8 protein-coding genes and 1 pseudogene are annotated in these 12,104 nt (G+C 68.5%); 5 read left to right on the top strand and 4 right to left on the bottom strand.

The window, feature by feature from the left end:
- Positions 1 to 118: 118 nt before the first annotated feature.
- Together StrepF001_RS42630 and StrepF001_RS42635 are read right to left on the bottom strand one after the other, a co-directional pair.
- Positions 119 to 484, bottom strand: a complete 366-nt coding sequence (locus tag StrepF001_RS42630) for a hypothetical protein (protein WP_129803455.1) — start codon at positions 482 to 484, stop codon at positions 119 to 121.
- A gap of 14 nt (positions 485 to 498) precedes the next feature.
- Positions 499 to 1,112: pseudogene (locus StrepF001_RS42635) on the bottom strand (transcriptional regulator); the annotation flags it as partial.
- A gap of 115 nt (positions 1,113 to 1,227) precedes the next feature.
- Here StrepF001_RS42635 and StrepF001_RS42640 point away from each other — a divergent pair.
- Together StrepF001_RS42640 and StrepF001_RS42645 are read left to right on the top strand one after the other, a co-directional pair.
- Positions 1,228 to 1,893: a hypothetical protein gene (locus StrepF001_RS42640; RefSeq protein WP_129803456.1), complete on the top strand. Its 666-nt coding sequence runs from the start codon at positions 1,228 to 1,230 to the stop codon at positions 1,891 to 1,893.
- On the top strand, positions 1,893 to 2,288 hold the full coding sequence (locus StrepF001_RS42645; RefSeq protein ID WP_129803457.1) for a hypothetical protein: 396 nt from the start codon (positions 1,893 to 1,895) through the stop codon (positions 2,286 to 2,288). The genes StrepF001_RS42640 and StrepF001_RS42645 overlap by 1 nt, the downstream gene beginning before the upstream one ends.
- 105 nt (positions 2,289 to 2,393) lie before the next feature.
- Here the strand turns inward: StrepF001_RS42645 and StrepF001_RS42650 are convergent, their stop codons facing one another.
- Entirely contained in the window at positions 2,394 to 4,487 is a 2,094-nt protein-coding gene (locus tag StrepF001_RS42650) for an NB-ARC domain-containing protein (RefSeq protein WP_129803458.1), read from the bottom strand.
- A 766-nt stretch (positions 4,488 to 5,253) separates the two neighbouring features.
- Between StrepF001_RS42650 and StrepF001_RS42655 the strand changes: the two genes are divergently transcribed.
- The 3 genes from StrepF001_RS42655 (at position 5,254) to StrepF001_RS42665 (ending at position 9,249) form a co-directional block, all read left to right on the top strand.
- Complete coding sequence (locus tag StrepF001_RS42655) at positions 5,254 to 5,919, top strand: hypothetical protein (protein ID WP_129803459.1); 666 nt, start codon at positions 5,254 to 5,256, stop codon at positions 5,917 to 5,919.
- A 232-nt stretch (positions 5,920 to 6,151) separates the two neighbouring features.
- Positions 6,152 to 8,677, top strand: coding sequence for a type II toxin-antitoxin system prevent-host-death family antitoxin (locus StrepF001_RS42660; RefSeq protein ID WP_240797968.1), 2,526 nt, complete (start codon positions 6,152 to 6,154; stop codon positions 8,675 to 8,677).
- A complete protein-coding gene (locus StrepF001_RS42665) occupies positions 8,677 to 9,249 on the top strand; it encodes a hypothetical protein (protein ID WP_129803460.1) in 573 nt (190 codons plus the stop codon). The genes StrepF001_RS42660 and StrepF001_RS42665 overlap by 1 nt, the downstream gene beginning before the upstream one ends.
- Positions 9,250 to 9,595: 346 nt before the next feature.
- On the opposite strand, the gene StrepF001_RS42670 is transcribed toward StrepF001_RS42665, so the two are convergent.
- On the bottom strand, positions 9,596 to 11,836 hold the full coding sequence (locus StrepF001_RS42670; RefSeq protein WP_206307135.1) for a hypothetical protein: 2,241 nt from the start codon (positions 11,834 to 11,836) through the stop codon (positions 9,596 to 9,598).
- Positions 11,837 to 12,104 lie beyond the last annotated feature (268 nt).

Raw genomic sequence — 12,104 nt, forward strand, 5'->3', positions numbered from 1 at the left:
GTGCTCGGTGCTCGGTGCTCGGTGCTCGGTGCTCGGTGCTCGGTGCTCGGGCGTCGGCGTTCGGCTGGCGGCTCAGGGGCGGACGGACGTCCATGGTTAGCGTCTTGGGAGTGCGCGGCTACTTCGAGGAGTCCTCGATGGCCTCGAAGATGTCGGCGTCGGTCTCTTTCTGCCAGTTGGGAAGGTCGGGCCAGTCGGCGACGTACCCGGGCTTGGGGTTCTCGAAGTGCTTGTACATCTGGGCGGTCCAGCAGGTGGCGACGAAGCGGCTCTTCTGCTCGCGGGTGAGGCGGGAGGCGTGGTGGTCGCTGAGGTCGAGGAACTGTCGCACCTGGTCGTAGACGGCGCCGGCGGCCTGGCGCTCCCACTCCGGGGTTTGCTCCCAGGGGGTGACGTAGCTGGGCTTGGGCTCGCCGGGGAAGTGCTTGTGCACGCCGGTGATCCAAGCCTCGCGGAACAGTCGTGCGCCCTCGGTCTGCGACATGCCTTCCCCTCTTGTCACATCGTGCACAGTGCGTCGATCTCGGCGCCCAGTTCGACCACACGGGCATCGCGGGTGAGTGGGCCGAGGCCGGTTCGTAGCATATGGAGTCTACGGGCGACGTAGCCGGAGGAGGTTGCTCGGGCGAGCTGCAGTGCCTCGCGGCCGTAGGTGAGGACCTGTTCCGGGTCGTGGCGTTTGGCGCCGATGGAGGCGAGGTCGGTCAGGACCGCGCCGCGCCGTCGGAAGGACTGACCGGAGGCGAGGACGTCCTGGCTGAGGGCGTCGCTGAGGGCTTTCTCGGCGAGGTCGAGGCGGCCGAGTTGGAGGTAGCGGGCGCCGCGTTCTTCGGCGAGGCGGGAGCCGTCGAAGCGTAGCCAGCCGCTGTTGTGGGCCGGGTAGGTCAAGTCCGTCACCTTCTCCGCCTCGTCCAGGCGCGCTCGCAGGCAGAGAGGTTTCCGAGGCCGGCGTATGCCTCGGCCTGGACGGAGGTGACCCAGTAGCGGGTGGACAGTGAGCTGTCCCCGCGTCGTGCCACTTTCTCAGCAGCCGAGAGCGTGCCAGTGGCGTCGGTGTAGCGGCGTTCGTACAGGTCGACGTACGCGTGCCGGACGAGGGCGCATGCCCACAGAGAGGGCCGCGGCATCATCGCCGCCGAAGACATCGACTACTTCATCAAGCACGTCAACGCCAGCGCCGACGCCTACGGGCTGGAGACCATCCCCGACGCGCACGTCCGCTCGCACATGTTCCGGCGCACGATGTCGGTGATCACCGGACGCGAGCCGGGCTCCGAAGTCGCCCTCGGCCTCCAGCTCAAGCACGCTGCCCGCCGGGCACTGGCCAACTGCACCACGCAGGGCTACGCGCAGATGGACACCACGTGGGCCAAGGAGTTCGACCAGCAACTTGAGTACGCCGCCGCACTCCGGTTGGTCAACCTCCTCCGGGCACGCCGAACAGGCGAGAAGGTCGCGGTCGGGCCCGGCGCTGACCGGCTGCACGCCGGCCTGGACACGGTCATCTCGACCATGAACGAGGACCCCGTCCTACGGGCGCAGATCGCCGATGAACAGGCCGAGGCAGCCCTGCTCGCCACCCAGTTCACCAACCTCCACCTGGGAGCCATCAACCACTGCATGTTCGACGCCCCGCAGGCCGAGTGCCAGAAGGAGCTGCCCGCCGATCAGCGGGGCACGGCCCCGCTGATCGGCGCCTGCCAACCCGACCGCTGCCGCAACTCCGTGATCACGCGACGACACGCTCCGATCTGGATCGCAGAGGAAGACGACCTCACAGCCAGAGCCCAGGACCCGACCCTGTCACCGCCCGGCCGCGAAGCCGTCCTGATCCGTCTCGCCGGCGTACAGCGCGTCACGCGCGCGCTTCGACAAGAAGGAGTCACCCCTTGATGCCGGTGTCCGCCCAGACCGCTACCAAGCTCCGCGAGGCCATGGCCCGGCTGCTGGCCGGCGAACCCCTGCACACCGACGGCGCCCTCACCAAGGAGAACCTCGCTCGAGAAGCCCAGGTCAGCCACGCGACCGTCCACCGCGACGACGACATCCTCGCCGAGTGGAACGTCAAGGTCGCCCGACCTGTCCTCCGCACCCCCGGCGAGGTCTCCCGGGACGAGACGATCGCCGAGCTCCGCAAGCAGCTTCGTGAGGCCAGAGCCGAGGTCACGCAGCTCAACGGCAAACTCGACGCCCTCGCGACGGTGACCGCGAACCTCTACCACGAAAACCTCGCCCTGAAGAAACGCGACAGCGACCGAAGACTCGCCCCTCTCCCCTCCACCAACTGAGCACGTTCAGGGGAGTGCAGGTCGCGTGCGCGATGCTGGTCGACCTCTCCGCGGAACGAAACTTCCCCACTCAGCGGGGCGAGCGGTTCACCGATTCTGGCCGGGTCAGGTGGTGGGGAGCGAGGGCAGGCTTCGCAGATGGGCGCGGATCTCGTCCGCCTGCTCCGGTCTTCCGGCGTTCGTCATCAAGTCGATCGCCCTGTTCCACGCCTGGCGCGCTTCCGGGATACATCCCTGTACGGCCCGGATATCACCAATCCGCCTCAGGAGGCTCGCCTCGTTGAACGGGGCAAGGGCGGAAACCTTGCTCCACCTTTCAGCGAATGACATGAGGATCTTGACCGCTTCATCGTGCCGTCCTTCTAGCGACGCCTCCAGAGCCTTGGGCCCAACTTCCTCTTCGAGGATGCGCGCGGTCTCTCTCTGCCAGAGGATCTTGGGATCCACATCGTCGACATCTTCGTCATCCTCAGCGTCCTCGACCTCCGTGGAATCCGCGCGCTCGGTGGACTGCCCCGCGTCAACCGAAACCATGTGCTCCACCGTTGTCCGAAGATTGAGCATGGTCATCCGCAGGGAGTGAAGTGTCTGGTCGGGACTCTCGCCGGACAAGTGACGCTCGCCAAAGGCGACGATCCCCGCCTCCAGATAGGCGAGGGCGCTGTCGTAACCGGTGCGTTCCACCACTTCCTCTGGGCGCATCAGATGGGCGGTTCGCTCCGCTTCTGGCCAGGCGAGCGCGTCGCCCCAGCCGTTGAAACGGGCGACGACCCGGTCTGCCCACTTGAACTCGACAGTTTCGTCCCGGTCAACGCGGTACCACTCGGCGCGGTTGGCGCGTAGGAAGACCTCGCTACGCTCTCTTGTAGGCAGGTCTTCCATGCACAGCTCCTGGGCATAGAGCCGAACGAGGTCGTGCATATCCCAAAGCTCGTCGCGTCGTCCGGGCTCAATGAGGTGAGCGCGGGCCAGTTCGCGCAGCAAGGGGCGGGCCTCCTCGACCGGGCGTTCCAACATCGCGGCGGCTGCGCGGGTGCTCGGGTCTGGGTACGGCCCGAAGGGCAGTAGCCGGAAAAGTCGTCGCAAGGTGTCGCCCCGCGCGACATTGCCCAGCCCCAAGTGCCGGTAGGAGACGGCGAAGGCGGCGCGTACCGGTGCCTCGTCCGCGTCCCCGGGGTGCAGCAGATCGAGTCGGCCGCGTTCATCAGCCAGTTCGTCAGCGAGCCGAGCCAGTGGGCGGTTCGGCTCGATCTCCAGCAGTGACGCCACGATGCGCAGGGCCAGGGGCAAGTGGCCGCACAGGCCGACCAAGCGCTCGGCCTCCTCGGGCTGCCTGTCCACGCGCGAGTCGTCCGGAACAGCAGTCCGCAAGTGCCGCCCCATCAGCTCGATGCTCTCGGCCGAACCCAGGACGCCGAGGCCAATCTTTCGTACGCCACTGACGCCCGGGAGCTTGTAGCGGGAGGTCACCAGCAGCCGATGGCCACCCTCGGAGGGATGCAGCGGCATCACCTGGTTCGCGGCGGAGGCGTTGTCCAGAATGATGAGGACGGGGCCACTCGCGCAGCGGAGCATCTTCCGGTACGCAGTTAGTCGCTCTGCGACCGTCGTCGATGCGGAACCCGGCTCGTCCCCAGCCTGTCGCAGGAGTTCGGCGGCCGCCTGATCGGCACTCAGAACACGCTCATCGTCGTACCCCTGCAGATCCACGAACAGCACACCACCGGAAAACCACTGCCGGCGTACGGTCTCGTGGGCGACGTGTAGTGCCAGGGCGGTCTTGCCGACGCCCGCCATGCCGTCGATCGCTGCTCCGTGCATGCCGCGTTCCAGATCAGAGGGATCCAGGGCATCCAGGAGCCGACTGGCTTCCACGTCTCGGGCGGTGAAGTCCGCGACGCCGGGTGGCAAGGCGATCGGGACCACGTCACTGAAGCCGCGCATGGCTCGGGCAGACCGGTTCTCCTCCCTGGCCGCCTCGACAAGCTGAGCCCAGTCCCTTTGGTCGGGCCGCTCACCAGCCCAGGCGCTCCATGCCCGCACCAGCGCCCACAGCGGCTCGAACTCCCCTGGTACGACCGGTTCCTTCTCCCTTTCAGCAACCTTGTCTGCCGGCGGCGCCCACTCACTGATGCGCGCCGACAGCTTGACTTTCTGGAACCTGGTTCCCTTGAGCAGTTTCTCCGCATCGCGGGCCACGTCCCGCTGGGACGCCGGCTCACCCCTGCGCTGCCGACTCCGCTGAGCCCTGCTCCGCAGCGCGACAAGCGCCTCGTACAACTCACGCTGTGCGGATCGCAACGTCCCCTCCCCGCCGTGCCCGCTGTCGTCGACGGGCACGGGCCCGCCATCTGCGAGGCTAACGTCAATATGCCCGCCCTGCCGCTTCTTGGGGCCGGCAGGCCCAATGCGGTCCACTGCAAGCGGGTCCAGCAGATGCTCGACCAGGCCGCTGAGATGACCGAGGCGCTCGGCGGGCGGCCTCGCCCGCACAGCGTCGCATGAGCCGCGTACGCCACGCGCACCGAAGAGACCTCCCGCATGCCCCACTGAACAGTTCGGGTGCTGGACCAATGCCGACCGCCAGCCTCTCCTTGCCGGACGGCCCAGCCTGAGGCGGGCGGCCGACGCGCCGGCCGCCTGGCTGACTTGGCATCATGAACCGCCGCGGCCTCGGCGCGAGATCAAAGCCGCCACGATCGCCGCTGTCCCCGTCACTACTGCCGCCCCTAGCATCGCCGCTCCTGTGATCACCGCTCCGACCACCACTACATCGACGTACACGTCAACTACCTCCCTCTTCGACCCCAGCGGTCGCGTAAAGGGAGAGTGCAAGCCGAGCATGCGTGGTGTCCGAAGGGGCGGGCAGTGCGGGCAAATTCCTTTTACGCTCCAGGTCAGTCGCCTGCCCGCCGTGCCCGCTGCGGGCACGGCGGGCAGGTACGGACGCTGTAGTAGGGGGAAGATGTCGAAGCCGGCCAAGGCCCGCGAGCAGGCCGAACCCGAGCTGCTGCCATGGGGGGTCTCGCTGATGTCCCGGACCGACCGTGCGGCGCTCCTGGAGGACACGCTCGACCTGTGGGCCCACCACAGCCGCCGACCCCCTTCCGTGATCGGCCACACGGACAGCGGCCGGAGGGGCCTGACGACCCCTGTCGCGGACGTTCCGGATCGCACCGCCCGAAGCCGGGGCGCCGACCTTCTGGGCCTTGACCACCTCGCCACGTACGGCGTGCCCACCGACATGACGCCGAAGGAGACCACAATGAGCCAGAACCTGGAGCAGCACGCGGAGAGCGCGGCGCGGTCCCTGGTCGACCTGGTCAACGCCCTGCACCGCCAGGGCCTGCAGTACCCGGGGGAGGCCTACCGCATCTACAGCTACCTCACCCGCGCCGCCGCGGAGATGAGGAACGCCCTCGGCCTCATCGGGAACGCCGTGCAGGACTTGCACTCCATGGGGCGCCTGACGTCCGACCTACGGGGCGACTCCCTCGAGGACGTGGTCCGGCGGTTTACCGAGAACTCCCATGCGGCGCAGGATCTCGCGGGCGGGCTCGCCGACAAGACGGGCACGGCCTACTCCGCTGTCGGCCACCTCGCCTACAACGAAGTACCGAACAGGACTTGACGCCCCGGAGCTGACATCGCACCAGACCGTGTGAGCGTCCACGGGCGGCGTTAGTGAAAGGCCGGGACCGGCAGTTCAGGGTCCCGGCCTTTCCGCTTCGCGCCTGAGGGGTCAACACACACCGAAACGCTCATCTTCTGAGTGGGAAGTCCTAGAAATAGGTGTGACTTTGAACCGTAAGAGTGTGCAGGCCTGCTATCATGGTGGTGGATTGCTAGATCGGGGAGGGTAAGTGAATCAGTCGGCACACGAAGAGACCGCGATGAACGCCACCGAGGCGCGCAACGCCCTCTACGCCCTCGTGAAGCGCGCCGTGGAAGACGGACGCACGACCCTGATCTACAAGGGCCAGAAGCGACAGGAGCGCGTGCTGCTGGCACCGCTCGACCGGCTTCCCGCGGCACGGAACACCGAAGCCCTGCCGTCCCACGTTCTCAGTGCGGCGCAGAAGGACTTCGGTGAGCTCATCACGCGAGCGGCCAAGGGGCAGCCGCAGGTGCTCCTGAAGAACACCACTCCGGTCGCGGTACTGCTGCCCGCCGACGTCGACTCCGGTACGCACTCAGCCGATCCGGCCGCAGGCGCGGCGTCCGTAGAAGGTGCGGTGAACAGCCCACGCAATCCGGACAGCGGCCGCACGCCGCGCAGGCTCACCACGCTGGGCGATGCCATCGGCGCCGCACTCACCTCAGGCCCTGTCGGTAGCACGACGTTCGGGCTGCCCGGCCTGGACTCTGCAACGGGCGGTCTGCAATCAGGTCGGCTGACGCTCGTAGCGGCCGCCCCGAACGTCGGTGGAAGCCTGCTGGGCCTGGCCGCCGCACGGCAGACCGCGCTCGTCGACAACCACAAAGTCCTCTACGCGGCGTCCGGGCCGAACCAGGCGGACATCATGCGCCGGATCATCTCCGCGGAGACCGGGGGCGACTACCCGCGTCTGAAGCAGGGCCAGCTCACCGAGCGCGAGCAGCAGCTCGCCCGAGAGCTGGTCCAGGCGCCGCTCCTGATCGACGACGGCAGCGATCTGACCGCCGAGGCAATCGCGGAGACCGCCCCGTACGTCGAGAACCTGGCCCTCGTGGTCGTGGACCGGCTCCAGGCCGCCCACAACACTCGTCTGCCTCTGTCGGGTGACCGTCTCCCGAACGCCTCCCAGGTCCTGGCCTCCCTCGCCCGCACGCTGCACGTGCCGGTGCTCGCCATCGTCGACAGCGCCGACCCCACCCTCCTGGGCCTCCTGGACGCCGACGTCCTGGTCACGCTCGCGCCGACCAATGACCCTGCCAAGGTCCAGGTGACCGTCGCGGAACGCGACTTCGGCACGATCGGCTCGGCATACCTACGCCCCGATCTGCTGCACGCCCGCTTCCTTGACGCCGGAACCGCCCCCGTCGGCCACGCACGCAGCGCAGAACCCGCCCGGACTCTCGGCACGGCCGAGGAGCGGGAGCTGGCCGAAGCCGCGCTTCCCTACACATCCGGCGCCCGACAGGGGCTGCCGGCCTTCGTCACTCATGTGCTGGCCGCGCTGCGCGCCGCCCTGACCAACGGGGACCAGGAAGCCCTCGCCGACCTCAGGCCGTCCCTTGCCCAGACGGCCGCGTCGCCACAGCCGCTGCCGGACGATACCGAGGGACGCCGCCTTGCCGCCGCGCTAGCCGCGTACAACACCACCGTGTCCGCCAGCACCCCTGGGCAGCCTGTTGCAGGCCAACCCGTTGCAGACAGCGGACCTGCCACCGACGACGAGGCCGATGAAGAGCGAGAGCAGGAGCTCCGGCCGGGAGACGAGGAGGACGAGCCGGACAGCGCACCGTTTCCCGCGCTGAAGCTGCTCAAGGACGCGGTCGCCCGCTCGAAGATGCACCCGATCAAGGTGATCCGTATCGAGGATCGGGAGAGCGGTCCGTGGCCGCTGATCAGTGAGCGCATGGACGGCGAACCGCGCTGGGTCCACCCCGAGGTGACCAGCACCCGGGTGCCCTACATCCGGGAGAACGGAAAGCGGGTCCGCCGCGATCAGCTCACTGTCCCCGCCTCCTACGGCGATGGGCTGCTGTGCCTGATCGACCGCAACGGCAGTTACCCGTCCGCGTGTTCGGCCGTTCCTCTGGCCCCGAACAAGCTGCTGCACACCGGTCCCCTTGCCGCGTTCGACAAGGCCAGCGCCGGGATCTACCTCATCGACATCCCGGAATGGCCCCGCGCCGACATGCCGCACCCGCTGGGCCGGATCATCGAGCGGCCCGACGAGCAAGGCCGCGTGTGGGTCACCACCCCGCACATCAAGCAGCTGGACAGGCTCGTCCGCGACGGCCACCTCGCCGCGATGCCGACCATCCACGACTCCTGGACCGGCAAGGCTAACGAGTCCCTGTTCAAGCCGTTCTACGCCGCCGCCCGGCAGGCGCGTATGGAGCTCGTCCAGACCGGCGGCGAGCCCTACAAGGCGTACAAGACCCGACTGTCGATCGCGCTGCGCCTGCTGTGGCCCAAGCGCCAGGAACAGAAGTCCCCGTTCTGGCGGCCGGACTGGCGCATGAGCATGGTCGCCGAGGCCTCTGTCCGTCACTGGACCACGGCCTTCAAGGCGGTCCAGGAAGGGCACACGCTCATCGCTCTGCGCAACGTCGACGCGGCCGTCTTCTGGACACCCGACGACACCCCACCGTCCACGTACCGGATCGGGACCGGCTTCGGCGAGGTCAAGGCCAAGTTCATCCAGCCCGGCGAGATCATCCCCGAGGGTGACGACTGATGGCCGGGCCCACCGGACATGGAGGATCCCTCGGCGCCGCGCTCAATGACCTCCTGCGCTCCCAGGTCACACCCCGCCACCGGCTGTCGTCGTACAACGCCAAGCACTGGCACGCCCAGCTCAGCCAGCTCACCGGAACCCACCGCGGCTACCAGGCCCTGGAAGAAGCCGGCCTCGACGTGACCGTCAAAACACTGCTCAACTGGCTGTCCGACCCCGAGTACAACGTCCGCCGCAGCTACCGCGACCTCATCCACACCGCCTACGAGAACGTCGCCATCGTCCCCGCCGACCCGATCCCCGACCGTTTCAAGAACGGCGACTTCGAGATCAGCGGCTGGGTCACCACCGGCCGCGACCGGCGCGAGCGCGGAACACGCAACGCCGCGCCTTTGCGAATCGACGGCCGCCAAGGCGACTGGAACGCCATCGAGGAACTCTGGATGGCGGGCGAGCTCACCGACGACGACTTCGAGGACCACTTCATCGACGACGTCATCGTGCAGGACATCGGCGAAGGCACCGACGGCTGGACGTTCGACGGCGGCTCATACGCGGTGGAACTCAGGTGACACACCACCCCGCGCGGAACAACGGAGGTGTGGCTGCGTCTGCTCATCAAGGAACACAGCGACCACCTCATGGACGTCGCCCCTTTTTGGGCCCAGCGCCCCGCCGCGATCACGTTCACCGCGGCCGGGCACACGGCAGGCGTTGCCTGCGCTCGCCTGTCCGACGGCACCAGCCGACCGGCGCCCGTAGCGCAGCCGACTCTGAATCTCCCGCCCGGTCCGCCCTTCGGCGGCAGGCGCACTCGGTACCGGGCCCGGCCTAGCGAGGACCGTTGGGTCCGTTGAGGTGGGCGCTGGCGGCTTCGACGAACATCTTTGTACTGTCCTTACCGATTTCTGGCCCAGGTCAGTAGCGGCGGCAGACGGAGCCATCGGCTTCCAAACCGAACCGTCGAATTTGCTCAGCTTCTGCCGGATCGCCAGCCATCTCTCGCAACCGCGCCAACTCCGTCAGGGCCCAGTGATACCCGCAGTTGGCGGCGTTCAGGACCGACCGCTCGGCCCCGGCCCGGTCCCCCTCCTCAACCTGTTGGTCCAGCAGGCGGCGCAGGACATCGGGTTCTCCAGCGCGCACAGCCTCCCACGCCAACCGGTGCGCTCCTTCCTTGTCTCCGGCTTCTGCACGCAGTAGTGCCAAAGCCTGCAGCGCGTAAGGGTGCCCGCCGGCGGTGGCCTCGCGAGCCAACCTCTCTGCTCCTTGCCGATCCTCCGCCTTCTCGCGCAGCATGGCCAGATCATGCAAGGCCGACGTGTCCCCGCACGAGGACGCTTCTCGGGCCAGCAGCATGGCGAGCGCATGCTCTCCGGCCGCCTCGCGCCGCAACGCGAGTTCCTGCAGGGGGTCGGGATCATCGAGGGCGCCGGCCTCCCGGGCCAGCCGCTCCGCTTCTGTGTGGTCGCCGGCTCCTTCGCGCTCCATCGTCAGGTCGTACAGGGCGGTCGTGCTCCCGGCTTCCGCGGCCTCCAGGAGCAGCGCCCTGGCTGCCTCCTGGTCCCCGCGGTCCTGACGCAGTTCCATCAGCGAGTAGAGGGTCTCGGCGCACGCGTCGTGGCCCGCCGACACCGGCTCCCGCAGCAAGGCCTCCGCGGCCTCCAAGTCCCCGGCCGCCGTGCGCATCATCGCCAGGCTGCTCGGAGCCCAGGCGTCACCGGCGTCGCCTGCCTCCCGGAGCAGGACCTCGGCTCCCGTGGGGTCTCCGAGCACCCGCCGCAGATCCGCGAGGTTCACCAAGATCCCAGTGTGCCCGTCAGCAGCAGCTTCTCGGGCCAGCGACTCGGCTTCGTCCCGTTCGCCGGCCCTCTCCAGGCGGTCCACCAGGTCGTAGAGGGATTGTGCATCACCTGCGGCGACTGCCTGCCGCAGCCGTGCCTCGGCGCCCTCCGGGCGCCCGGCATCCTCCTCAAGACTCACCAGTTCCCGCCAGGCCCAGGAAACGTCGGCGGCAGCCGCTTTCTGGAAGAGGGCGATCGCCTGTTCCATGTCCCCGGCTCGCTGCAGCAGGCTCGCCAGCCGCCCCGCGGCGGTAATCTCCCCGGCTTCGACTGCCCGCTGGTAGAGGGCGCCAGCGATGCGATACCGGCCGTGCTGCTCTGCGGCGGCGCCGAGGTTCTTCAGCTCCACGGCGGGGGCGTGGCGCTCGATGGCGCTCCAGAAGGATGCTGGTGGGAACATGTACTGGCGGGTGGTGCGGGCCTGGTGGTCGAGGTAGTCGGCGAGTCTGTACTTGCCGGGGATCGAGCCCATGCCACTGGGGTGGGCCACCGCCTCCAGCGCCGCCGTCACCTCCATCACCATCGTCCTGGCGTAGCGGAGGGCGCCGGCGAACCAGGCGCCGGGATCTGCGTCGGCTCGCTGCCGCTCGGTCAGATAGCCGGGTGCCGCCGCTTCCAGAAACACTTCGGTCAGCGGAGAGGCCAGACCGAAGCGGCGAGCATCCATAGCCGCGGTGACGATCGCCTTGCCATACGGGCCGTCGGGAGCGATGGCGCTTTCATAATGGTCGACCAGCTGCGGGCCCGCGGCGAGAGTCTGGGTGATGGCACCGGTCGGACTGGTCCGGGCGGCCGTCTCCAGCGAGGGATCGTGGCGCGCTCGCAGAACCCGCAATTCCAACTCGGTGAAGGCTGGCGGCACATCGACCGGAACCACTGGGGCCAGGAGCGCACGGGCCTGCCCATGCGCATCCACATCGCCTTGGGGCGCGGCAGTCAAGGCCCGGTAGTCGGTAGGCCAGACGGTCGCGATGATGACCACCGGTCCTGGATCTTCGAGACGGCGTCGCAGCGCGGCCGCCGCAGCCTCACCCCCGGCGCTCCGGAGGAAGTCCTGCGCGTCGTTGAGCCACAGGACGGTGCCCGGTGCGACGGCACCCGCGGCCAGGAGAGCCAGAAGACTGTCGACCCCCTTCGGGAAAACCAGGTCCCAGTCGCCCAGACACGCCCGGACCGCCTCGTACGCGGTGCGCGTCTTTCCAGTACAGGACTCGCCTCGGATGGCGACAAAGACGGCCTGATCACTGGCCTTCGCCGCTTCGAGCCTCGCCCGCAGCTGCCCGTCATGCTCACGCTCGACATAGTCGGGCAGCACAAACTCGTGAGCAGGCACCGCGGCGGACCCCCCGCGAATCGCGGGGCGAACGCCAAGCTGCTGCGGTGCCCACGCAGCGACCGGGCGCGGCTTGTCAGGGAGATCAGCAAGGCGCGCCCGCGCCTTGGTGGCGGCAACGGCAGCGCGTGCGTGAGCGCCCCGTACGCCCACGCCGGACACCTGGGCCCGCAGTTGCGCGACGGTCGTGTGGCGTTCACGCCATTCGTTCTCATCTAGCCCCGGACTTCGCGGGTCACCGTTTCGGGTC

Source organism: Streptomyces sp. F001, assembly GCF_004187715.1.
Lineage (GTDB): Bacteria > Actinomycetota > Actinomycetes > Streptomycetales > Streptomycetaceae > Streptomyces > Streptomyces flavusporus.

Coding starts and splice junctions, on each gene's coding strand:
- StrepF001_RS42630 (WP_129803455.1), bottom strand. CDS start 484: ATGTCGCAGACCGAGGGCGCACGACTGTTCCGCGAGGCTTGGATCACC.
- StrepF001_RS42640 (WP_129803456.1), top strand. CDS start 1,228: ATGTTCCGGCGCACGATGTCGGTGATCACCGGACGCGAGCCGGGCTCC.
- StrepF001_RS42645 (WP_129803457.1), top strand. CDS start 1,893: ATGCCGGTGTCCGCCCAGACCGCTACCAAGCTCCGCGAGGCCATGGCC.
- StrepF001_RS42655 (WP_129803459.1), top strand. CDS start 5,254: ATGTCGAAGCCGGCCAAGGCCCGCGAGCAGGCCGAACCCGAGCTGCTG.
- StrepF001_RS42665 (WP_129803460.1), top strand. CDS start 8,677: ATGGCCGGGCCCACCGGACATGGAGGATCCCTCGGCGCCGCGCTCAAT.